The sequence below is a fragment of the Novosphingobium resinovorum genome, from assembly GCF_036352595.1.
GTDB lineage: Bacteria > Pseudomonadota > Alphaproteobacteria > Sphingomonadales > Sphingomonadaceae > Novosphingobium > Novosphingobium resinovorum_B.
Window position 1 is genome coordinate 17504 of sequence record NZ_JAZFAX010000016.1, and the last position, 21398, is coordinate 38901.

The window sequence follows — 21398 nt, forward strand, 5'->3', positions numbered from 1 at the left end:
TCGGCGGCCTTTACGTGGATGGTTGCCGCGCGCCTCGCGCCGGCGGCATGGAAAACTCCACCGGGACGACCAGTTCGATCGTCGCGCCGGGCATCTCCGCCGGCGGGCGCGGGAACGGCTGGGCCCGGCGTGGCAGTTCGAGGGCGGCTTCGTCGAGCGCGGCGAGGCCGCTCGCCCGTTCCAGCCTGGCGAAGATCACACGACCCTCGCGATCGATCGCGAAACGCACGATCGGCACGCCCTGCCAGCGCCTCGCCTGGGCCTGGGCCGGGTATCGCTTGACCCTGTCGAGCGAGGCGAGGACCAGCCCTTCCCATGTCGGCGCCGTGTCGCGATCGACGTCTGCGATTACAGGAACCGGCGGCAAGGCATGCTCCAGCACGATCGGCGAAGGCGGCGCCGGGCTTGCCGGCAGCGCGATCTCGATGGTCTGCCCAAGGGCATGGCGCGCGATCGGCAGTGGCGGCGTCGCAGGGCGGAACTTCTCACGCGCGGGCGCGCTGGCCTTGGCGCGTGCCTGGTGCTCGCCCGGGACCGGCTTCGCGGCGGGATGGCGCCGCGCCGGCGGCGGCTTGACCGCGAAGAGGCTCACGGTGGTTGGCGGCGGCACGAGTATCGATCGAGACCACTGCATGTTCGCGAGCGCGGCCAGCGCGATCACATGAAGCGCCGCAGTCACGACGAATGCGACGCTGCGTCCTCGCCGCGCAGCCGTGTAACCTTCGTGCGGGCGAATATCGCGCGATGCTTCGAGGGCGCGCATATCCACGGCCGGGATGACCGCGCGATCGATCTGCCAGATGCTCTCGTGCTTCAGTGCCGCCTCCTTCCCTTCAGATCGGCACGGCGGCGTTAGCATACGTGATAATGATTATCATTATGATTTTGTGATGCCGTTATGTCTTGGGGCAATCGCGCCAGGCAGTGAAAAATCGCCTCGCTCAAACGTCTTGAAGATATGAGCGAGGACGAATTGCCTCTGCTGGCGTGGATCGCCGCTGCCCAGCGTGTCGCGATCGGACGATGGCGCTTGCCCAGGCACGAACTCGCGCCGGTCATCGCCCAATGCGCCGAGACGCTGGGTGCGAACGACCTCCACCTCGCCCCGTTCAAGCTCTACGCCAATCGCCTGCGTGTGCCCGGATGAGCGGCAGGACTTGCAAATAAGTCGCAAAAGCGGTCAAGATATGCGCCGGTTCGTCGTCTGCCTCTTACCGGAGAATCCCCATAGCGATCGTCGCATCAGCCTCGTATCCCGCCGCGTCGACCGGGGAGAGGGCGCCGTGGACACTTCGGGCGCTTTTCACCGTCGCGTTCCTGGGCGTGACGGCCGGCGTCCAGATGAGCGATCGCGGCCTGCAGTCGATCCTGCTGTCGGCGATCCAGACCAGTTTCGGCGTCGGCGACGCGACGATCGGCGCCTTGCAGGGGCTGGCCGGCGTACTCGTCGCCAGCGCCATCGCCGTTCCGATCGCCCGTCTGGCCGACCGCATCTCCCGCAAGCGCGTGCTGTTCGGCCTCATCGCCGGGTGGAGCGCGCTGATGGTGCTGAGCGCGCTGGCGCCCAGCTTCCCCCTATTCTTCATCGGCCGCGCCGCTTCGGGCGTGACCGAGTTCGCGATGATCCCGATCGTCTACTCGCTGATCCCCGACCTCGCGCCCGAACGCCATAGGGTCGCCGCCAATCTCTCGTTCGCGGCGCTGATGGCGGCCGGTTCCAGCGCGGGATTCTACTTCGGCGAGACGATCGTGCAGGCCGGGCAGGCGGTGTTCACTTTCGACGCGGAACCCTGGCGCAAGGGCCTGCTGCTGCTGTCGCTGGCGGGCTTGCCACTGCTGGGGGCCAGCCTGCTGACTGACGATCCGCGCCGGGGCATCATTGCTTCCGGCGATCCGGTCTCGGCCTCGCTGATCGCCTTCCTGAGCGAGCGGTGGCGCGCGATCGGCCTGTTCGTGGGCGTCGCCGGCAGCCTGATGATCGCCGTGCAGGCGCTCAACCCGTTGATCGCGCTGGCACTGGAGCGGCGCTACGGGGCGCCGATGTCGGTGATCGGGCACGCGCTCGGCGTGGTGACGCTGCTCACCAGCATCGGTTGCCTGCCGGTCGCGGGGGTGCTCGACCGCATGCTGCGCCGCCGTTTCGGCCTGGCCGCAAGGCCGATCATCATGGGCTGCGGCGCGCTGGCGGGGATCCCTTGCGCGGTGCTGCTGCTGGCGGCCGGGACCGTGGACGGTGCGCTGGTGCTCGTCGGCCTGTTCCTGTTCGTAACCTGCATCGCCAATGCGCTGGTGCCGACGATCCTCCAGGATCTGACGCCGGAATCGCTGCGCGCCCGCAGCTTCGCGGTCTGGAGCTTCGTGGTTTCGGTCTTCTGCGCGGTCGGTCCGGTGGTGGCGGGGGCGATCTCGGACCTTTTCCTCGGCGGCAGGCTGCTGACCGCCATCGCGGTGACGGCGGTGCCGGCGCTGGTCATATCCACCGTCTGCGCCATGCGTTCGGCGCGGCAGCGCTAGCCTCCGGCCGTTACCCCGGCCTCCGCGCGGTGACGATCCAGGCCGCGCCGTCGATCATGACCGAGTGTTCCCCCGGCCGCGCCGCGAAGGCTGCGTGCACGGCTTCGGCGGCGCGGCCGCGCACTTGCGGCGAGGCGTGGGCGAGCGCGCGCGACAGCGGGCCGACATCGAAGGCCATCGCCACCGCATCCTCCACCGCTTCCTCTCGCGAGGCGCCCTGACCGAACGGGATCGCGTGGTCGAGCGGCGTCATGGCGATCCGATCGAAGCCCGCTGCGGCCAGGATGCGTTCAACCCGGGCGCGCTCGCCGAAAGAGAACGGACCCGGCGCCTCGGGATCGGGTGGCGGAGAGGGCGGCACGATCCCGGCGATGGCGCCCATCGGCAGGCGCACCCAGTCGTTCAATCCGGCCGCGCGCCAGCATACGAAGACCAGCCGTCCACCGGGCCGCAGCGCCTTCCCGAGGTTGGCGAGTGCGGCGACGGGATCGGCGAAGAACATCAATCCGAAGCGCGAGAACAACAGGTCGTATGCGGCTTCGGGCAAGGCTGCCTCGGCGGCGTCGGCGACCGCGAATTCGGTGCCGGGCACACCGGCGGCAACGATCCGCGCGCGCTCCACCAGCGCCTGCGAGATGTCGAGGCCCAGCACGCGTCCTTCGCCTCCGACCCGTGCGGCCAGATCCACGCTGGAGGCACCCGCGCCGCAGCCGACGTCCAGCACCCGTTCGCCGGGGCGCGGGTCGGCGGCGTCCAGCGCGGCGTCACCGAAAGGGGCCAGCATCGCATCGAGGCGGACCTGATGGGCGACCCAGCGCGCGCCGGTCTCGCCGTCCCAGTCGGAAACGCGGTAGGGGGTGGTCACTGGCGCGGTGCTCAATAGAGGTTGTCCTTGTAGTCCTTGTCGAGCCCCTTCTTCATGAGGCCCGTCATGCCGGGCAGGGCGATGCTGGCCCGCGCGATGGCGCCGCCGATCCCGCCGCTGCGGTTGAGCTTGATATGGTTCACGAAGAGGCGCGTGGTGTCGATCTCTTCCGGCGCGGTGACCGGCCAGAGGGCTGCGCATGCCAGCGCCGCGCTCTCGCGGATGTCCAGTGCGTCGATGGTCACGCCGATGGCGAGTTGCGGGATCTTGCCGTTGACCGCGAAGCCTTCGCGCATGCCCTGTTCGGTGGTCAGGCGCGCATGGCCGCGGACCCGAGCCACGCTGGCGCTGCCGGGAACCAGCAGCGCGCAGGCGACGCGCGGTTGCTCGACGATGTTGCGGAAGCTGTCCACCCGGCGGTTGCCGGGGCGGTCCGCGAACCACAGCACGTCGCCGTCGAGCCGCGCCATGCCGCCGGCAGGGTCACCCTTCGGGCTGAGGTCGGCCCAGCCCAGCGCGCCCATCGTGGCGAGCGCCATGAAGCGGGCGGCGGCGGCGAAGGGCGCGGGCTTGTCGGGGGCCTCGCACGCGCCGGTGGTCCAGAAGCCGGAGCGGATCATCGCCTTGGCGCAGTGGCCGTAGCATTCCTCCACGGCAATGCGGACAACCCCGCCGTCGATCCCCGAAACCCTCCCGTTGACGCGCAACGTTTCGCCGACGCCCGGCAGCAGCAACAGCGTCCCCACCGGCATGCCGGGCGCGAAAAGGTCCGGATCATCGAGCATGGCGAGCGGCAGGCGCAGTTCGCCGGTGTCGCCGGCCGCGAAACCCGCGCTGCCGCCGGCGAGCGTGACGGCGAGTCCGTCCGCACGGCCCGCGCCCACGAAGGCCAGCGGCGAACGGGAAATCCAGTGCAGCGCGCCGGCGTCGAGGTGATCGATGACCTTGAGATGCATCGCCGGCGGGGTCTTGCCGACGACGTCCTCCAGCGCGGCCATACTGTCGATCGCGCTCATGCGCCGGTGCCGATCGGGGCGCTCAGGATCGTCGCCATCAGCAACCGGGTGGAACCAATCGCCGCGTCGAGCGGCCGTCCCGCCGTGGCCGGGCAGGGAATGCAGGCGCCGCGTTGCACGCTGCCGTCGAGCAGGGCCACCAGCATGTGCTCGTCACCGCTGAACCGCCGGCCGCGTCCGGTCGCCAGCGGGCGCTGCATGGCATGCTCCCACAGCAGGATCAGGCTATGAAACGCGGGCGTCAGCATGTCCCAGTCGCGTGCCGAAAGGAAAGCATGGAGCCGATGCTGAACGGGTTGCCCGCGATCGCGTGACAGGCGCCAGCGGCGGGCCACCAGGGTGACGATGCGTCCCATCGCCGATATCGAAGGCGCCGGGGTTATCACGCTGTGCATCATCATGGCGACTAGGTCTCCTGGTCATCCCCTGCTTCGATGAGATACCTCTAGTATATTTGCGAATGATTATCAACAGCAATTAAAAATGCCGAGATTCCGCGGATTTTTCCGGTCGTGGCGAGGCTACCGAGTCGGGCCCGATGCGTTCGGCCCAGACCACGCGCCGCCATGGACCTCCGTATTCGGTGCCGCCGAAAGGGTAGCAGGTGGCGAGCGCCAGCAGGGCTCGCGCCGGATCGACGGGATAGGCGAAGCGGTCCCAGCGTACCGTCTCGAACCGGGTGACGCGGTAGCGCTCGGTGGCGCCATCAACGAACTGCATGGTCAGGGTATCGCCCAGGCGCAAGTCGCGGATGAACAGGAAGTGGGTGTCGCGGTGCGCGGCGAGGATCGTGACGGGGGCGGGGCCCGTGGTCCGCCGGATCAGCGTCGGCCCCTCGGCGAGCTGTTCGTGCGTGCCGTTGCCGGCGAGGACGATCTGCCGCACGCCCAGCCGGGGGACCGCGATGCGGGCGATCGCGCCCTCGTCCGGGAGCGACAGGGCGGCGGTAGCGAGGCGGGCTCCGGGCCGTGCTCCGGGTGCCACCTTCTGTCCTGCCGCGAGCCGTGCCTCGAAGCTGCGCTCCAGCCGGTGCTGGGCGATCCCGGCCTTGACCGGGACCGCCAGCCCGCTGGCGAACTGCGCGCCCCCGGCAAGGCAGGCGACCAGCGACATGCCGCCGGCCAGCCTGCGCAGCGCCCGGTTCACGAGCCCCTCCCGAACCGGCGTAGCGAGGCCACCAGCAAGCCGCCGAGGCCGAGCGCCAGCAGCGCCAGTCCCGACAGTACCGAGCCGAGGAAGCCGGTCGCCGTCTGCGGCAGGTCCATGTCCTGCTGCGTTTCCGGCAACGGCGTGCCGACGGCGGGCGCGGGGGCGTCGCGGCCGAGCAGCGTGTCGAAGTCCCAGCCCTTGGGCAGCAGCAGCGGCAGATCCTCGCGGGTCAGCCGGGCGCCGTCGGGCCGCGCCGGGGTCTCGTCCACCGCGACCAGGCTGGTGCGGGTGGTGACGAGGCCATAGGCGAGGCCGGTGCGGGCGATTTCTTCGTCGGCGGCATCGTCGGCCAGCTGGCCCGACCAGCGCTGCGCCTCGACGTCGGCGATGTGCCGCCCGGCCCAGAGCCGCGCCACCGCGGGGCTTTCGTCCGCCTTGCCGAGATCGACGGTGCGGCTCCACGGCTTGCCGCCGATCGTGCCGGTGACGACCAGGCGACCCTGCGGCGGCGCCGCGCCCTTGCCCAGCAGCACCAGCGGCTCGCCGGCGTAGAGGTCGGGCAGGCGCGCGGGCGTCAGGTCGAACGCGCCGCCCTCCACCCGCACCGCCAGGTCACGCACCGCCGGGGCCCTGAGCCGGTCGAGCAGGGCGGTCATCTTCGCCATCACTTCGGCCCCGTCGCCGATGTTGGTGTAAGTGCCGCGTCCGGCCTCGGCCATGCGGCGCATCAGGAAATTGTTGGGGGCGGAGCCGATGCCGACCATGAACACCCGGCTGCGCCCGCCGTGCGCGGCGATCTCGGCCATCATGTCCTTCTCGTTCGAGAGGTCGCCGTCAGTCAGGAACACCACCTGGCGCACCGCCCCGTCATCCGGATGGCCATCGATCAGCGCGGCCTTGAGCGCGGGCAGCATCTCGGTCCCGCCCGATGCCTCCAGCCCTTGCGTGAAGCGGCGGGCCAGCTCGATCTGGTCGCCGCTGGCGGGGGTGGCATGGTCGAACAGCTGGGTCATGGTATCGTCGAAGCGGATGACGTTGAAGGTGTCCTCGGGCCGCAGCGTGCCCAGCGCGTAGAGCAGGCTGCGCTTGGCCGCCTCCATCGATTCCCCGCCCATCGAACCGCTGTTGTCGATCACGAAGACCATCTCGCGCGGGGGCACCTTGCCGGGCTCGACCGCCGCCTGCGGGGTGATCGCCGCCATGACGTAGTGCTGGCCGTCGCGCTCCTGCCGGAACAGGCCGATGGTGGGGTCGGCCGAGGCCGAGCGCCAGCGCAGCTCGAAGTCGCGGTCGGCGGGGGCCTGCCCTGCGGCGAGGGTCACGGTGCGCTCGGCCGGGCCGGCCTCGGCGACGTTGACCTTGTGGTAAGGGCTTATGACGTTGGCCGGCACGAAGCCGGGGGCGAGGTGGACGGTGATTGACACCGGGTTGAGCGAGCGGCCGAGTGCCGGATCGGCGAGCGGTGCGGTGACGCGCGCCGCGTCCGCCACCGCTTTCCCGTCCGTCAGGCTGCCCGGCGATACGTAACGCGGACCGGCGACCAGCGGCAGGCGCAGCGCGAATTCGCCGCCGAGCTGGCGCACCGGGGCCTGGTACTCGATCGAGATCAGCACCGTCTCGCCCGGTCCGACATTGGCGACGTCGGTGCGAAACAGGTTCGCCCGCTCGGCCTCGACGAGACCGCTGCGGCGTCCCTGCGCCTTGGCGTCCTCGTAGATCGCGCGGGCTTCCTCGCGGCGCTTGACGTGGCCGACGATCACGCGCTGGCCGACCACCATCTTCATGGTGTCCACCGCACCGTCGTCGGGCAGGGGGTAGAGGTAGGTCGCCTCCATCCACGTGTCGCCGGTGTTGCGGAACGCCTGCGTCACCCGCACGCGCAGTATCTGGCCGCTGACGGTGACGTCCATGTCGGTGCCGAGCCGCACGGCGGGCAAGGCGCTGGCGACGCCGTCGCGCCCCTTGAGCATCAGCGCGCCGCCAGCGGCGGGATCGACGGCATCAGCGGCGCGGGCCTGGGCGACCAGACCGCTCGTCATGACCGCGACGAGGCCGATGGTGGCGATGGCGAGGCGGCGGTGCGCCTGCGGGCGAAGAAGCGAGGGAAGGGCAGGATGCATCGACATGGCAAGGCTCCGTATGGTCTGGAGCCCTTTCACTAGGCACTGCCGATGCCGGACAGCCACGCGAAAGGTCCGCCAGTTTCGGCAAGCGGCGGACGGGCGAGGATGGTCGTGACGGTGCTCTTGACGAAATGTGCGCACTTGTGAGGAATTGTCCGGTATGGAGACGGGCATGACCGACGACACCGAACTTCAAGCCGAAGAACTTCAGGGCGCCGACAACACGCGCATCGCGGCGGCCTTGCGAGAGGAACTGGCGCGGCGGCGGATCTCGCGCCAGGCGCTCGCCGACATGGCGAAGATCAGCCTCTCGACGCTGGAAAAGGCGCTGTCGGGCAGCCGGCCGTTCTCGCTGGCGACGGTGGTGCGGATCGAGGACGTGCTCGCCACCTCGCTGCGCGGGCGGCCGGACGACCGGGGCGCCGGCGGCGCCGCTACGGAGACTCAGCTGGCCCCGGCGCACATGGGCTCCTACAGCCGCCCGGCGGTGCGCTGGATCGAGGGCGCCTACCTGACGCTGCGGCCGGCGTTCAGCCAGCCCGGCGCGATCTATGCCTATGTCACCGAGATATTCTGGAACGCCGCCGCCGGGCACCTCGACTTCGCCGAGAGCGAGCGGGCGGACAGCACCTTCACGCAGGCGGGTTTCGTGTCGATGCCGAACCTGTCGGGGCATACCTATCTGGTGACCAGCGAGGAGGGTCAGTACCGCCTCATCATGCTGGGGCGCGGCACGCGCGAGCGGCGGATGTTCGGCCTGCTCTCGACGCTGCAGGTCGGCTCGGGATCGCAGCTGCTGCCGGTGTCGTGCCCGATCGCGCTGGTGCCGGTGGAGCAGATCGCCGACCTGCAACTCGGCGTGATCGGCGAGGACAACGCGGTGCGGGCCGAATATCGCGAAATCCTAGACCGGGCGCTGACGGCCGAGTTCTGCCGCTGGCATGGTTGAGGTTGGTGTCGCGCCGCTTGTGACGGGGCGTTGACGGTCCCATTTGCCGTCATTCCCGCGAAGGCGGGAACCCATCTCCCGGGATTTCCGGTGGCGCCGTCATCAGCTGGGTTCCCGCCTTCGCGGGAATGACGGAAGGAAAGTTGAGTATCAGACGGACCGTTCCAGCCCGCTTCAACCCACCGCGCTGAGGGTCACCGGGATCGACTTATAGGCCGGGGTGCCGCTGGCATGGTCGCAGTCCTCCAGCGGGATCAGGCAGTTCGCCTCGGGATAGTAAGCGGCTAGCGAGCCGCGCGCGATGGCGTGGCGAACCAGCGTGAAGCCCTCCAGCCTGCGGCCGCCGGGTGTTTCGACATCCACCCGGTCACCTTCGGTGAGGCCGAGCATGGCGATGTCCACCTCGTTGGCGAAGATCACGTCGCGCCGCCCGGTGACGCCGCGATAGCGGTCGTCGAGGCCGTAGATCGTGGTGTTGTACTGGTCGTGGCTGCGGATCGTGGTGAGCAGCAGCGGTTGCTCGCCGGGCTCCTCGGAGCGCGGATGGGTAAGGAACTGCGCCTTGCCGCTGGGGGTCTTCCAGATGCGGGTGCTGGGGCCGATCGTCAGGCGGAAGCCGCCCGGCTCGCGCACGCGCAGGTTGAAGTCGCGAAAGTCGGGATAGACCGCCTCGATCTTGTCGCGGATGCGGTCGTAGTCGGCCACCATCGCGTCCCAGTCGACCTGGGTATGCGGCAGCGCGGCCTTGGCCAGCCCGGCGACGATCGCGGGTTCGGACCGCACCATCGGCCCGGGCGCCTTGAGCTTGCCCTTGGAGGCGTGGACCATCGACATGCTGTCCTCCACCGTCACCCACTGCGGCCCGGCCTGCTGCACGTCGAGTTCGGTGCGGCCCAGGCACGGCAGCACCAGCGTCTCCTTCGCGGTGAGCAGGCAGGTGCGGTTGAACTTGGTGAGGATGTTCACCGAGAGGTCGAGCCCGCGCACGGCGGCGAAGCAGGCCTCGGGATCGGGCATGGCGACGGCGAGGTTACCGCCCAGCGAGATCAGCGCCTTCGAATGCCCGGCGCGCATCGCCGTCAGTGCCTCGACCGCGTTGTGCCCGTGATGACGGGGGGAGGCGATGCCGAAGGCGGCGTCGAGGCGCTGCAGCATGTCCTCGGCCGGAAGCTCGGTGATGCCCACGGTGCGGTCGCCCTGCACGTTGCTGTGGCCGCGCAGGGGGCAGATCCCGGCGCCGGGCTTGCCGAACTGGCCGCGCAGCAGCAGCAGGTTGGCGATCGCCTGGACGTTCTGGGTGCCGTGGCGGTGCTGGGTGATGCCCATGCCATAGCAGATGATGACGCTGTCGGCGGCGGCGAACGTCTCCGCCATGCTCTCGATCGCCTCGCGCGTCAGGCGTGATTGCGTCTCGATCCAGTGCCAGGAGGTGCCTTCTATATCCGCGCGCAGGGCGTCGATGCCCTCGGTGTGCTCGGCGATGAAGGCGTGGTCGAGCACGTCGCCGCGCGCATCGTCCATCGCGAACAGCGCTTTCATCATGCCCTTCAGCATCGCCATGTCGCCGCCGATCCGCACCTGGTGATAGGCGGAGGCGAGCGGGGTGGAGAACGGCGTGAGCATTTCGGTGGGATGCTGCGGCGACTTGAAGCGTTCCAGCCCGCGCTCGCGCATCGGGTTGGCGACGACGATCGGCGCCCCGCGCTTCGACACCGCCGCCAGCGTGCCGAGCATGCGCGGGTGATTGGTGCCGGGGTTGTGGCCGATGCAGAAGACCGCGTCGGCGTGGTCGAAGTCTTCCAGCGTGACGGTGCCCTTGCCGATGCCGATCGACTTGGGCAGGCCGACGCTGGTGCCCTCGTGGCACATGTTCGAGCAGTCGGGGAAGTTGTTGGTCCCGAATTCGCGCGCGAACAGCTGGTAGAGGAACGCCGCTTCGTTGGACGCGCGGCCCGAGCAGTAGAACTCCGCCTGGTCGGCATGGGCGAGCGCGCGCATCACCGTGCCGGCGCGGGCATAGGCCTCGTCCCAGGTGATCGGCACGTAGTGGTCGGTCTCGGGGTCGTAGCGCAGCGGCTCGGTCAGGCGGCCGGCGTCCTCCAGCTGGTGGTCGCTCCAGGACCACAGTTCGGTGGCGGAATGGCGGGCGAAGAACTCGGGATCGACGCGCTTGACGGTGGCTTCCCAGGTGACCGCCTTGGCGCCGTTCTCGCAGAATTCGAACGAGGAGGTGTGCTTGGGGTCGGGCCAGGCGCAGCCGGGGCAGTCGAACCCGTCGGGCTGGTTCATCTGCAGCAGTGCCCGGGTGTCGGGACTGGCCTTCATCTGTTCGCGCACGGTGCGCGCCACCGCGCCGAGCGCGCCCCAGCCGCCGGCCGGGCCCTTGTAGTCGCTGATGCCTTCGGGGCGGGTTTCGGGCTCGCGGGTATCGGTCATGGTCACATCGCTGGCAGGAGGCGTCTGACGCCACCGGGGCGATATAGCACTCGTGCCAGCGAATTCCGATACTTGACGCAGAGGATTGCGACGAGCGCTCGCTTGCCCTGACATTCGTCATTGCTTCGCTTCGCTCGCGATGACGAGACGGGGTTATGTCGCCGGACCATATCCTACTGCGGCTTCGCGCTCCGCCGGATCGCTGGCGCCCTCGAACCAGTCGGCGATCTGGCTGCCGGTCATGAACACCGTGTCCTCGCGCGCCTGCAGCAGGTCGAGCATGTGTTCGAACCACGCGAAGCGGTGCGGCACCGCTATCAGGTGCGGGTGCAGGCCGAGGGTGACGATGCGCGGGCCCTTCTCCAGTTCGGGCGCGTAGCATTCCAGCGTCTGCACCAGCCGGTCGTGCATCTCGGAGGAGGAATGCTTCTCCACCGCGTAGATCACGCTGTCGTTGATCTCCAGCGAGTAGGGCACGCCGACCATCGCGCCCTGTGCAGTCTTCATCCACACCGGCAGGTCGTCGAGCACCCAGTCGCAGCAGTAGCGGATACCCTTCGCCGCAAGGTGGTCCAGCGTGTCCGCCGTCTGCCGCAGGCCCGGCCCCAGCCAACCGGCCACCGGTCTGCCGGAGAACGCGGCGATCTTGTCGATCGCGGCGCCGAGCAGATCGGCCTCGCTGTCTTCGGCGGTGAGGGCGCGCTGGTGCATGCCGTGGCCCATGAATTCCCACCCGGCGTCCACCACCGCCTGCGCCAGCGCGGGGTAATTGTCGATGACGCTGGCGTTGAAGGCGCAAGTCACCGGCAGGCCGCGCCGGGCGAACGTCTCGAACAGGCGCGGCATGCCGCAGCGCATCCCGTATTCGGCCCAGGAGAAGTTGGGAATGTCAGGCACCGCCTCGGCCCCGTGGGGCGCGGGGAGCAGCTTGCGCGGCATCGCGTGGTCGAAGCGCCAGTTCTCGATGTTGACGACGAGGTGGACGATCAGCCGCCCGCTCTCGGGCGCGGCGATCGGCGCGCGCTGGCTGGAGAGTTGGTACGGTACGCGCGGGTTGGTCGACATGTCAGATCCTCCGGACGGCGCCGCCGTCGGCGGTGAGCGAGGTGCCGACGAGCATGTCGGCGGCGTCGGAAAGCATCATCGCGGCAAGGCGGCCCATCTCGTCCGCCGTGGCGATCCGGCCCAGCGGCTGCGCGCCGAGCAGCTCGGCCTCCACTTCCGCCGGGTCGCGGCCTTCCGAGAGCCGGGCGACGAGGCCGTCCCAGCGGTCGGTGCGGGTGGGGCCGGGATTGAGCGCGTTGATGCGGATGCCATGCGGCGCGAAGTCTTCGGCGAGCCCCCGGATCACCGCGAGGCAGGCGGCGTTTGCGGCCGAGCCCGGCAGCATCGCCTTGTTGGCCTGCACCCCGTTGTTGCCGACGATGACGAGGATGCGCCCATGGCCCGCCGCCCGCATCGGCGGCACTAGCGCGCGCAGCGCCCGGATCATGCCCATGAACTTGAGTTCGAGCGCGCTGGCCCAGACCTCGTCGCCAAGCTCGGTGAAGCTGCCGCCCTGCGCCGCTCCGGCGCTGACGACGGCAAGGTCGATCCGCCCATGCCGGGCCAGCGCCGCCGCGACCGCCGCCTCGGCGTCGCCGGGCTTGGTTAGGTCGGCAGCGAGCGCCTGTGCCCCCGGCATCGCGGCGAGGCTGCCTTCCAGCGCCTCCTCGCTACGCGCGGTCAGTGAAAGCGCCACGCCCTCGCCATGCAGCGCGCGGGCGGTGGCGGCGCCGATGCCCCGGCTGCCGCCGAAGACGAGCGCCGCGCGGCCCTCCAGCCCGAGGTTCATGCCCCCACCGCGTCGAGCGCGCCCCAGTCGGTGACGTCGATCAGCGCGCCCGCGTCCGGCGCGGTCTCCAGCGACCAGACGAGATCGAAGACCTTCTGCTGCCGCTCCTCGTCCAGCAGGCCCGCCGCGTTGTCGGCGAACTTGCCCTGCAGTTCCGCGTCCGAGAGCGGGTTGTGCGGGCTGCCGCGATAGGCCTCGTTCGCCCAGCGTTCGAACTTGCGGCCGTCCTTCGTCACGATCTCGACGCGCGAGCGGATGCGGTCCCAGCCCATCGCCTCGATCTCGTCCGAGAAGTGCGTCTCGATGCGGTGCTGCATCGCCTGGCAGGCATCGGAGGAAACGAATTCGTCGGTGAACTCCTCCTTGCCGCAGCGGCCGCGCAGCGCGATCGCGGCGAGCAGGAAGGCGAACGAGAACTTGCCCTCCAGTTCGGTCTTGGCGATGCGGAAGCGGATCGGGCCCAGCACGTTGGAGCCTGCGTAAAGGCCCACGCTTTCAATGGCCTCGGGCGCGATGTTCTCTTCGCGCATGAGGAACAGCATGGCGTCCATACTCGGATGGGTGAGCACGCCCGAAGGGTAGGGCTTGATGCTGACGCCGGGCGAGACCATCGTGAAGGGCGCGCCGAACCTGCCTGTCACCAGCGCCGGATCGCCGCCCGGCCCGGCGATGGTGAGATAGCCCCACTTGCCGTCGAGCGCCTCGGTGTTGGCGCTGAAGCCCTGCCGTGCGAGCAGCGCGGCGGTGACGCCGTTCTCGGCGGCGCGGCCGACGTGGAAGGGCTTGGTCATCGTCCCGAAATTGGCGCGGATGCCCGCCGAGCACGAGGCGGCGATGCCGATCGCGCGCGCGGTCGTCTCCTCGTCGAGGTCGAGCATCCTGCAGGCGGAAGCGGTCGCGGCGAAGGCGCCGATTGTGCCGCTGGTGTGGAAGCCGCGCATGTAGTGGTCGGGGTTGATGGCCTCGGCGATCTTGCAGCCGACCTCGAAGCCGGTAACGAAGGCGGTGAGGAACTTCGCGCCGCTGACCGGCTTCCCGGTTTCCTTCGCGACCATGTCGGTCAGCGCCATCGAGGCGGCGAGCGGCGGCATCGTCGGGTGCATGAGCAGGCCGTAGGGACGGCCCGGACCTTCGGCGAGCTGGGTATCGTCCCAGTCCATCGCGTGGCCCGCGGTGCCGGTCCACAGCGCCGCGAGGTGGGCGGGCAGGCGGCGGCGGGCAGCGCCCATCGGACGCGCATCTGCGCTGCCGCCGAGCGAGAGGATGTAACGCCCCAGCGGCGCCATCCCCGGCTGCTGGCTGCCGCCCAGCGCCACCGCGAGCCCGTCGAGCACGCAGCGCCGCGCGAGGCGCAAGTGCTCGCCGGTCAGCGCGGACGCGTCGGCGCGGGTGATGAACTGCGTGACCGCATTGGTCAGCATGGGCGTTTCACTCATTGTCATTGTCCCCAGATGGTCAGGATGTCTTGAAGCGGCGGCGTCACGCCGAAGCGGTGCCGGACGTTGGCGAGGGCGGCCTCGTGCAGGTCGTGGTCCCACGACGCGCACGTCTCGGGCGGGACGACGACCGCGTAGCCAAGCTCGAATCCGGCGCGGAAGGTGGTCTCGACGCAGACGTTGGTGGAGACGCCGGTGACGATCAGCGTGCGCACGTCGCGCGCGCGCAGCAGCAGGTCGAGGTTGGTGGCGGTGAAGGCGCTGTAGCGGTGCTTGCGGATTTCCAGCTCGCCGGGGACGGGGGCGAGTTCGTCGATGAACCGCGCGCCCTCGGTGCCCGCGATGCACAAGGTGGGCGAGGACACCGTCGCGCCCTTGCGCTTCCACAGCCAGGTGTCGGAATCGCTGCCGTTGTCGGGCAGGGTCCAGAAGCCGACGTGGGCGACAGCGGCGCCCACCGCGCGGGCGCCGTCCAGCAGGCGGCGGATATGCGGGATGGCGCGATTGGCGGGGCCCATGTCGCGCCCGGCCTGCTCGGCGCCGAAGCCGGGGGTGCAGAAGTCCTTCTGCATGTCGACGATCAGGATCGCGGTGTGAGCGGGATCGACCTGCCTGGCCAGCGTGTCCATCGTAGTGCGCATGGGAGCCTCTGTTCGGTTGGTATGCCCATCGACAAAGCGGCAAAGCACCGGCGGCGGGGAGGCGGCCCGGACGGCTTGATCGGCAGACGAACACGCGGCAGGCTTGAAATCGGCAGCGGCATCGCGTGATGTAGGCTACGCCCCGATGATCGCCTTTACCGCTCACCATGTCTCGCATGACAACTTGCGCTTTCCCGTGATCGAGGCGGGGAGCGGTGATCCGCTCGTGCTGCTCCACGGCGGCGGATCGCGCGCGGCGCACTTCATGCCGCTGATGCGCGAGCTGGCGCCGCATTTGCGCGTCATCGCCTACGACCAGCGCGGGTTCGCCGCGAACCTGGTGCCGACCGGCGGGGCGATCGACCATCCGCACTGGGCGACCGATCTGATCGGCGTGCTCGATGCGCTGGGGATCGATCGGGCGCCCGTGCTGGGCTGGTCGCTCGGCTGCTCGGTGGCGATCAACGCGGCCGCCGCGTTTCCCGAGCGGATCGCCGCGCTGGTGCTGGTCGGCGCGCCCGATCCCGCGAGGCCCGTCGCCGTCGAGGCGCTGCGCCGCCGCCAGGCCGAATATGCCGCGCTGGACGAGGACGAACTCGCCCGCCGCGCCCGCGCCGACCTTGCCGCGCAACTTGCTCCGGATTTCGCGGATGATGCAGCGATCCTCGATGCCCTCGTCGCCGACCGCATGGCGTCGAGCCTGCGCGCGCAAGTGGCGGTGATCGACGCTTACGCCACCCGGCCCGACCTGCTCGCCGCCGCCCGCCGGGTGCGCGCGCCTGCCGCGCTGGTGACAGGCGCGCACGACCGCATCAGCCCGCCCGAGGCTGGCGCCGCGATGGCCGCCGCGCTCGGCACCGGCCCGCTGCGCATCGTGCCGGATGCCGGCCACTACATCGCCGCCGAACGGCCCGCCGCGCTCGCGCAGGCGGTGCTCCAAGGCCTCGCCGCCCTCAAGCCTGCCATGGAACAATCCGCATGACCCCACCCGCCGCCGTCACGGCCGACACCGCCTCCGAAGCGCAAGGCGCCCCTGCCGCCTATCCGCCGCTGCGGCTGTGCCTCGGCTTCGGGGTGGGGACGTCGGGCATCTCGATCCTGCTCAACACCGTCTCGGTCTACTTCCCGGCGCTGATGGCGACGGTGCTGGGGGTCAACCCGGCGGTGGCGGGGACGCTGGTGATGCTCTCCAAGATCTACGACGCGGTCGCCGACGTCGTCATCGGCCAGCTCAGCGACAAGTGGCGCGCGCGCATGGGCCGCCGTCCGTTCCTGCTGGCAGGCGCGCTCGTCTCGTTCGTGTCGCTGCTGATGATCTTCCTCGCCCCGCCGATGAGCGGCAATGCCCTGATCGCGTGGATGGCGGTGGGGCTGGTGATCTATTCGACCGGCTACTCGCTGTTCAACGTCCCCTACCTGACGATGCCGTCCGAGATAACCTCCAACAATGCCCAGCGGCTGCGGCTGATCTCGTTCCGCACCGCCTTCATCGGCGTCGGCCAGCTGACCGCGCTGGCGCTGAGCGCCTGGCTGATCCAGCTCGGCGGCGGCGGGCGCATCGGCTACCTGATGATGGGCGGGGTCATGGCGGTGCTGGCGCTGGCGACGATGCTCGGTTCGTGGTGGGGCACGCGCGGGGCGAAGGAAAGCCGCGCGGCGGGCACCCCGCACCGCCTGTCGATGGAGGACTTCCGCAGCCTGCTCGACAACCGGCCGCTGTTCGTGCTGCTGGGCGCCAAGCTGTGCCAGTACGTTGCGTTCGGCGTGCTGATGCCGATCACGCTGCTGTTCCTGCTCAACGTGATGAGCGTGGGCTATACCGGCATGATCCACCAGTCGGTGGTGCAGAACGGCGCGGTGTTCCTGTCGATGCCCGCCTGGACGCGGATCGGCCGCCGCATCGGCAAGCGCAACGCCTACCTCCTGGCGCAGGTCATCATGATCCCGGCGGTGATAAGCTGGTTCTGGGCGGACGCGGCGACCGGCTATCCCGGCATCTGGTGGCGCTCGGCGGTGTTCGGCTTCGCCTCTGGCGGGGCGCTGCTGATGAGCACCTCGATGCTGCCCGACACCATCGAGTTCGACCGCCTGAAGAACGGCCTCGAACGCGGCGGCGTCTTCGCCAGCCTCTATTCGGTGAACGAGAAGCTGGGCTTCGCCATCGGCGCGCTGGTGCTGGGTTGGGGGCTGTCGATCGCCGGTTACGTGGCGACGAAGAACGGCGCGCTGGTCGAGCAGTCGGCCCGCACGATCGCGGCGCTCTACGCGATCAAGACCACGGTGCCGGCGGCGATGCTGGCGGTGGGGGCGGCGCTGCTGCTGCTGTACGATCTCGACGAGGACAAGCTGGAGCGGCTGCGCGCGGCGAAGGGGGGAGCCGATCCCGTCATCCCGGCGCACGCCGGGACCGTGGGCAAATCTTGAGGCGATAGTTCTCGTCAGGACGCTCCGGCGCAAGGGCATGCCTAAAGACAGCCCACGGTCCCGGCATGCGCCGGGATGACGGGCGAGAGCGCCCCCTGACCGGCAGACGAACACCCGCGCGGCGGCGCCTGCCCTTCGCCGCAGCCTCGGCCATCATGCCTCCAGCAAGACCCGAGGGACTCCCATGACCGACGCCGCCACCTCCGAACCCGGTCCCGAAACCGGCTTTCCCCGCCCGCTCTACGCCTGGGGCGCGGTGGCGCTGCTGACGCTGGCTTATGCGCTCTCGCTGCTCGACCGCTGGGTGTTGACGCTGCTGGTGGCGCCGATCAAGGCGGCGCTGGACATCTCCGACACCGCCGTCGGCCTGCTGATGGGCCCGATCTTCGCGGCGGTCTACGTCCTGTCCGGCCTGCCGTTCGGGTGGGCGGTGGACCGGCTCAACCGGCGCAACCTGGTCACCGGGGCGATCGGCTTCTGGTCGGTGATGACGGTGGCCTCCGGCTTCACCCGCAGCTTCTTCCAGCTGGCGGTGTGCCGCTTCGGCATCGGCTTCGGCGAGGCGGCGCTGAGCCCCGCCGCGACCTCGCTGATCGCCGACATGTTCCCGCGCCGCAAGATCAATGCCGCCGTGGGCGTGTTCAACCTGGGCATCTACACCGGCATGGGCCTGTCCTACCTGATCGGCGGCGCGCTGCTGGCCTGGGCGACGCTGCATCATGCGACGTTCCTCGGCGGCAGTATGGCGCCGTGGCAGATCGTCTTCGTGCTGGTCGGCGTGCCGGGCTTCCTCGTCGCGCTGGCGCTGATGGCGGTGATCCGCGAGCCCGCGCGGCGCGGCGCCGCGAGCGCGCAGGGCGCCTCGATGAAGGCCTGCTTCGCCCATATCGGCCGCCACCGCTCGGCGCTGGTGCCGCTGGCGGTGGGGATGGGGACGGTGGCGCTGTTCGGCTATGCCTTCACCTGGCTGCCGACGCTTTTCACCCGCGTCTGGGGCTGGCCGCCGCAGCAGTTCTCGATGTACTACGGCGTGATCCTGCTCACCCTCGGCCCGCTCGGCACCGTGACCGGCGGGGTGATCGCCAACCGGCTCTACGACCGGGGCCACAAGGACGCGCCGTTCCGGGTGCTGTCGGTGAGCCTGCCGATGCTGGTCCTCGTCGGCGGGACGGCGGCGCTATGGCCCAATCCCTACCTTGCGATCGCGGCGCTGGCGGTCTCGGCGTTCTTCAGTTCGATGTCGACGTCCACCGGCGTCGCCTCGGTGGTCTTCGCCACGCCTTCGGCCTATCGTGGCCGCGTGCTGGCGCTCTACACCATGGTCAATTCGATGATCGGCACCCTGATCGGGCCGACCGGCGTGGGCCTGCTCAACGACACCGTGTTCGGCGACGGGGCAGGCATCCGCTGGTCGCTGGCGAGCATCCTGCTCGTCGTCGGCGGCGTGCTGACCGCCTACCTGCTCACCGGCCGCAAGGGTTATGCGCGCGCGGTGACCGAACTCGAGGCTGCGGCCTGAACCAGTCTTCCCTAAGGAGTACCTTCGATGTCCCGCGACTATTCCGGCCTGATCCGCTATGCCTCCGACGCCGAGGGCGACATCGGCCGCGAGACCTTCTCGGTCACCGTCCACGACGACGGCACCCGCACCTTGCGCTGCCAGTGCCGCATGGACCAGCTGGCGCTGGTGCGCGACGTGACCTACACCGTGAACGCGCGCTTCGAGGCGGTCGACGCCTTCGTGCGCGTGGTGGCCAGGGGCGCGTTCATCGGCAGCGGCTTCTTCCGCTTCACCGACAGCTTCGCGGAAGGCGAGATCGTCTCCGCCGCCGAAGGCCGCGTCAGCCAGCGCATCGAGACGCCGGGCCGCGCGCGCCTGTTCGGCTCGCACCCGATCAGCGTCGATATCTGGAAATGCACGCACACGCCGGCGGAGCGGGCCGGTGAGAAGCAGCCGCTGACCAACTGCTTCTCCAGTTCGCTGGCCCCCGGCGGCGCCTCCGGCCCGATGCTGACGCCCAAGACCTACGACATCGTGTTCGAGGGGCCGGAACGGCACGAAGGCCCGGCAGGCAGCTTCGATGCGCTGCGCTACAACTGGGACACCTACACCGGCCGCACGCTGGTGATGCACACGGCGGGCGAGGACTGGCTGCCGCTGAGCGTGCGCGTGCCGGAAGTCGGGCGGTATTACGAACTGGTGGAACTGACTGGCGACTGGAAGTAGCTTGCCGTCATCCCGGACTTGATCCGGGACCGTGGGCGGTCTTTAGGCGCACCTTTGCGCCGGGACGCGCGAACGCCCGCTTACTCCTCAAGACTTGCCCACGGTCCCGGATCAAGTCCGGGATGACGATGTTGTGTGTGTGGCTCACTCACGCGAAAACGCCCGCTGGCGAGTGCGGGCCTAACGCCGGAGGAATTCAACGCAACCGAGAGTGAACATCGGGTCGGCGTCGGGAGCGTCCTCACCGGGACGCGGGGTTTTGTGTTCCACCTGCTCTGACGAGCGGCCGGGTAGCGGTGGTCAGCCCGGCTCGACCTGGGTATTCCATCCGAGCCGTCCCGTATGACCGACGTTAGGGTTCGCGTCGTTGGCGGTCATGGGTCATCCGGGATAGCCTTCGCGGTGTCTGTCCAGAAGGACAAAGCGGTTCGAAGGACGTTTCCAGAGCCGAGAGGACGGTCCGGGTCTTCGTTGGACGCGTGGTTCGAACAGCTGCGGCTGAAACCGCATCCCGGCCCACGACGCCGACCCGATACACCGAAAGCGACGTGTACCTCGTCACTCCGGATGCTGGGTCATATAACCCATTAGGTTATAAACGTCAAGATCAGAACGAACGTGGCATCCCCAGGACGTGCTCGCCCATGTAGGACAGGATCAGGTTCGTGCTGATCGGCGCGACCTGATAGAGCCGGGTCTCGCGGAACTTGCGCTCGATGTCGTATTCGTTGGCGAAGCCGAAGCCGCCGAAGGTCTGCATGCAGGCATTGGCCGCTTCCCAGCTGGCCTTGGCGGCAAGGTACTTGGCCATGTTCGCCTCGGCGCCGCAGGGCTGGTGCGCGTCGAACAGTTCGCAAGCTCGAAATCGCATGAGGTCTGCGGCGCAGGTCTCTATATAAGCTTCACTTATCGGGAACTGCACGCCCTGGTTGCGCCCGATCGGACGGCCGAACACCTCGCGCTCGCCGGCATATTTCACCGCGCGATCGACGAACCAGTAGCCGTCGCCGATGCATTCCGCCGCGATCAGCGTACGTTCCGCATTAAGTCCGTCCAATATATACTTGAAACCCTTACCTTCTTCCCCGATCCGGTTTTCCTCGGGAATTTCGAGGTCGGTGAAGAACAGCTCGTTGGTCTCGTGGTTGACCATGTTGGGGATCGGGCGCACTTCCATGCCGCTTTGCATCGCCGCCTTGACGTCGACGAGGAAGATCGAGAGGCCCTCGGAGCGCTTCGCCACCTGATCGCGCGGGGTGGTGCGGGCCAGCAGGATCATCAGGTCGGTGTGCAGGACGCGGCTGATCCACACCTTCTGGCCGTTGACGACGTAGCGGTCGCCCTTCTTCACCGCCGTGGTCTTGAGCTGGGTGGTGTCGGTGCCGGTGGTGGGTTCGGTCACCCCCATCGACTGCAGGCGCAGTTCGCCGCTGGCGATGCGCGGCAGGTAGCGCGCCTTCTGCTCGGCCGAGCCGTGGCGCAGCAACGTGTTCATGTTGTACATCTGCCCGTGGCAGGCGCCCGCGTTGCCGCCGCTGCGGTTGATCTCCTCCATGATGACCGAGGCTTCGGCAAGGCCGAGGCCCGAGCCGCCGAACTCCTCGGGGATCAGCGCCGCCAGCCAGCCGTTGCTCGCCAGCGCATCGACGAAGGCGTCGGGATAGCCGCGTTCCTCGTCCACCTTGCGGAAGTATTCGTCGGGAAACTCGGCGCACAGCGCGCGGACGGCGTCGCGGATGTCGGTGTAGGGGTCATCGCGCAGGTCGGTGGGCATTTTCAGGTAT

The 21398-nt window shown here is 69.3% G+C and carries 19 protein-coding genes; 7 read left to right on the forward strand and 12 right to left on the reverse strand.

Annotated elements, in window-relative coordinates; all coding sequences use genetic code 11:
• Positions 1 to 10 precede the first annotated feature (10 nt).
• The gene (locus V2S85_RS15525) at positions 11 to 763 is read right to left on the reverse strand and encodes a TonB family protein (RefSeq protein ID WP_330703752.1); all 753 of its coding nucleotides are present in this window, start codon (positions 761 to 763) and stop codon (positions 11 to 13) included.
• A gap of 195 nt (positions 764 to 958) precedes the next feature.
• Between V2S85_RS15525 and V2S85_RS15530 the strand changes: the two genes are divergently transcribed.
• Together V2S85_RS15530 and V2S85_RS15535 are read left to right on the forward strand one after the other, a co-directional pair.
• Positions 959 to 1147: a hypothetical protein gene (locus V2S85_RS15530; RefSeq protein ID WP_330703753.1), complete on the forward strand. Its 189-nt coding sequence runs from the start codon at positions 959 to 961 to the stop codon at positions 1145 to 1147.
• 86 nt (positions 1148 to 1233) lie between these two features.
• Positions 1234 to 2514: an MFS transporter gene (locus tag V2S85_RS15535; protein WP_419198206.1), complete on the forward strand. Its 1281-nt coding sequence runs from the start codon at positions 1234 to 1236 to the stop codon at positions 2512 to 2514.
• Between the two features lie 10 nt (positions 2515 to 2524).
• On the opposite strand, the gene V2S85_RS15540 is transcribed toward V2S85_RS15535, so the two are convergent.
• The 5 genes from V2S85_RS15540 to V2S85_RS15560 form a co-directional block, all read right to left on the reverse strand.
• Complete coding sequence (locus V2S85_RS15540) at positions 2525 to 3394, reverse strand: class I SAM-dependent methyltransferase (RefSeq protein WP_330703755.1); 870 nt, start codon at positions 3392 to 3394, stop codon at positions 2525 to 2527.
• Positions 3391 to 4395: a pyridoxamine 5'-phosphate oxidase family protein gene (locus V2S85_RS15545; protein WP_330703756.1), complete on the reverse strand. Its 1005-nt coding sequence runs from the start codon at positions 4393 to 4395 to the stop codon at positions 3391 to 3393. The genes V2S85_RS15540 and V2S85_RS15545 overlap by 4 nt, the downstream gene beginning before the upstream one ends.
• Positions 4392 to 4796 carry a hypothetical protein gene (locus V2S85_RS15550; RefSeq protein WP_330703757.1) on the reverse strand — a complete coding sequence of 135 codons (405 nt, stop codon included), beginning with the start codon at positions 4794 to 4796 and terminating at the stop codon, positions 4392 to 4394. The genes V2S85_RS15545 and V2S85_RS15550 overlap by 4 nt, the downstream gene beginning before the upstream one ends.
• Positions 4797 to 4872: 76 nt before the next feature.
• Positions 4873 to 5541, reverse strand: coding sequence for a class D sortase (locus tag V2S85_RS15555; RefSeq protein WP_330703758.1), 669 nt, complete (start codon positions 5539 to 5541; stop codon positions 4873 to 4875).
• Positions 5538 to 7670 carry a marine proteobacterial sortase target protein gene (locus tag V2S85_RS15560; RefSeq protein ID WP_330703759.1) on the reverse strand — a complete coding sequence of 711 codons (2133 nt, stop codon included), beginning with the start codon at positions 7668 to 7670 and terminating at the stop codon, positions 5538 to 5540. Before V2S85_RS15560 ends, V2S85_RS15555 begins: the two co-directional genes overlap by 4 nt.
• A gap of 169 nt (positions 7671 to 7839) precedes the next feature.
• Here V2S85_RS15560 and V2S85_RS15565 point away from each other — a divergent pair, with 169 nt between their 5' ends.
• Positions 7840 to 8616: a helix-turn-helix transcriptional regulator gene (locus tag V2S85_RS15565; RefSeq protein ID WP_330703760.1), complete on the forward strand. Its 777-nt coding sequence runs from the start codon at positions 7840 to 7842 to the stop codon at positions 8614 to 8616.
• A gap of 174 nt (positions 8617 to 8790) precedes the next feature.
• Here the strand turns inward: V2S85_RS15565 and V2S85_RS15570 are convergent, their stop codons facing one another.
• From V2S85_RS15570 to V2S85_RS15590, 5 genes are all read right to left on the reverse strand, one after another.
• Positions 8791 to 11052, reverse strand: a complete 2262-nt coding sequence (locus V2S85_RS15570) for an FdhF/YdeP family oxidoreductase (RefSeq protein WP_330703761.1) — start codon at positions 11050 to 11052, stop codon at positions 8791 to 8793.
• A gap of 153 nt (positions 11053 to 11205) precedes the next feature.
• Positions 11206 to 12117, reverse strand: coding sequence for a polysaccharide deacetylase family protein (locus tag V2S85_RS15575; protein ID WP_330703762.1), 912 nt, complete (start codon positions 12115 to 12117; stop codon positions 11206 to 11208).
• A gap of 1 nt (position 12118) precedes the next feature.
• Positions 12119 to 12886: an SDR family oxidoreductase gene (locus V2S85_RS15580; protein WP_330703763.1), complete on the reverse strand. Its 768-nt coding sequence runs from the start codon at positions 12884 to 12886 to the stop codon at positions 12119 to 12121.
• Positions 12883 to 14322, reverse strand: coding sequence for an MmgE/PrpD family protein (locus V2S85_RS15585; protein ID WP_330703764.1), 1440 nt, complete (start codon positions 14320 to 14322; stop codon positions 12883 to 12885). Before V2S85_RS15585 ends, V2S85_RS15580 begins: the two co-directional genes overlap by 4 nt.
• Before the next feature lie 2 nt (positions 14323 to 14324).
• Positions 14325 to 14963, reverse strand: coding sequence for an isochorismatase family cysteine hydrolase (locus tag V2S85_RS15590; RefSeq protein WP_330703765.1), 639 nt, complete (start codon positions 14961 to 14963; stop codon positions 14325 to 14327).
• A 145-nt stretch (positions 14964 to 15108) separates the two neighbouring features.
• Here V2S85_RS15590 and V2S85_RS15595 point away from each other — a divergent pair, with 145 nt between their 5' ends.
• The 4 genes from V2S85_RS15595 (at position 15109) to V2S85_RS15610 (ending at position 19614) form a co-directional block, all read left to right on the forward strand.
• Positions 15109 to 15945, forward strand: coding sequence for an alpha/beta hydrolase (locus tag V2S85_RS15595; protein ID WP_330703766.1), 837 nt, complete (start codon positions 15109 to 15111; stop codon positions 15943 to 15945).
• Positions 15942 to 17387 carry an MFS transporter gene (locus V2S85_RS15600; protein ID WP_330703767.1) on the forward strand — a complete coding sequence of 482 codons (1446 nt, stop codon included), beginning with the start codon at positions 15942 to 15944 and terminating at the stop codon, positions 17385 to 17387. Before V2S85_RS15595 ends, V2S85_RS15600 begins: the two co-directional genes overlap by 4 nt.
• A gap of 184 nt (positions 17388 to 17571) precedes the next feature.
• Positions 17572 to 18906, forward strand: coding sequence for an MFS transporter (locus tag V2S85_RS15605; RefSeq protein WP_330703768.1), 1335 nt, complete (start codon positions 17572 to 17574; stop codon positions 18904 to 18906).
• A 27-nt stretch (positions 18907 to 18933) separates the two neighbouring features.
• Positions 18934 to 19614 carry a hypothetical protein gene (locus tag V2S85_RS15610; RefSeq protein WP_330703769.1) on the forward strand — a complete coding sequence of 227 codons (681 nt, stop codon included), beginning with the start codon at positions 18934 to 18936 and terminating at the stop codon, positions 19612 to 19614.
• Positions 19615 to 20221: 607 nt separating this feature from the next.
• Here the strand turns inward: V2S85_RS15610 and V2S85_RS15615 are convergent.
• Complete coding sequence (locus V2S85_RS15615) at positions 20222 to 21388, reverse strand: acyl-CoA dehydrogenase family protein (RefSeq protein ID WP_330703770.1); 1167 nt, start codon at positions 21386 to 21388, stop codon at positions 20222 to 20224.
• Positions 21389 to 21398 lie beyond the last annotated feature (10 nt).

Coding starts and splice junctions, on each gene's coding strand:
- V2S85_RS15610 (WP_330703769.1), top strand. CDS start 18,934: ATGTCCCGCGACTATTCCGGCCTGATCCGCTATGCCTCCGACGCCGAG.
- V2S85_RS15575 (WP_330703762.1), bottom strand. CDS start 12,117: ATGTCGACCAACCCGCGCGTACCGTACCAACTCTCCAGCCAGCGCGCG.
- V2S85_RS15525 (WP_330703752.1), bottom strand. CDS start 763: ATGCGCGCCCTCGAAGCATCGCGCGATATTCGCCCGCACGAAGGTTAC.
- V2S85_RS15580 (WP_330703763.1), bottom strand. CDS start 12,886: ATGAACCTCGGGCTGGAGGGCCGCGCGGCGCTCGTCTTCGGCGGCAGC.
- V2S85_RS15530 (WP_330703753.1), top strand. CDS start 959: ATGAGCGAGGACGAATTGCCTCTGCTGGCGTGGATCGCCGCTGCCCAG.
- V2S85_RS15590 (WP_330703765.1), bottom strand. CDS start 14,963: ATGCGCACTACGATGGACACGCTGGCCAGGCAGGTCGATCCCGCTCAC.
- V2S85_RS15605 (WP_330703768.1), top strand. CDS start 17,572: ATGACCGACGCCGCCACCTCCGAACCCGGTCCCGAAACCGGCTTTCCC.
- V2S85_RS15550 (WP_330703757.1), bottom strand. CDS start 4,796: ATGATGATGCACAGCGTGATAACCCCGGCGCCTTCGATATCGGCGATG.
- V2S85_RS15615 (WP_330703770.1), bottom strand. CDS start 21,388: ATGCCCACCGACCTGCGCGATGACCCCTACACCGACATCCGCGACGCC.
- V2S85_RS15560 (WP_330703759.1), bottom strand. CDS start 7,670: ATGTCGATGCATCCTGCCCTTCCCTCGCTTCTTCGCCCGCAGGCGCAC.
- V2S85_RS15570 (WP_330703761.1), bottom strand. CDS start 11,052: ATGACCGATACCCGCGAGCCCGAAACCCGCCCCGAAGGCATCAGCGAC.
- V2S85_RS15595 (WP_330703766.1), top strand. CDS start 15,109: ATGATCGCCTTTACCGCTCACCATGTCTCGCATGACAACTTGCGCTTT.
- V2S85_RS15545 (WP_330703756.1), bottom strand. CDS start 4,395: ATGAGCGCGATCGACAGTATGGCCGCGCTGGAGGACGTCGTCGGCAAG.
- V2S85_RS15585 (WP_330703764.1), bottom strand. CDS start 14,322: ATGAGTGAAACGCCCATGCTGACCAATGCGGTCACGCAGTTCATCACC.
- V2S85_RS15565 (WP_330703760.1), top strand. CDS start 7,840: ATGACCGACGACACCGAACTTCAAGCCGAAGAACTTCAGGGCGCCGAC.
- V2S85_RS15600 (WP_330703767.1), top strand. CDS start 15,942: ATGACCCCACCCGCCGCCGTCACGGCCGACACCGCCTCCGAAGCGCAA.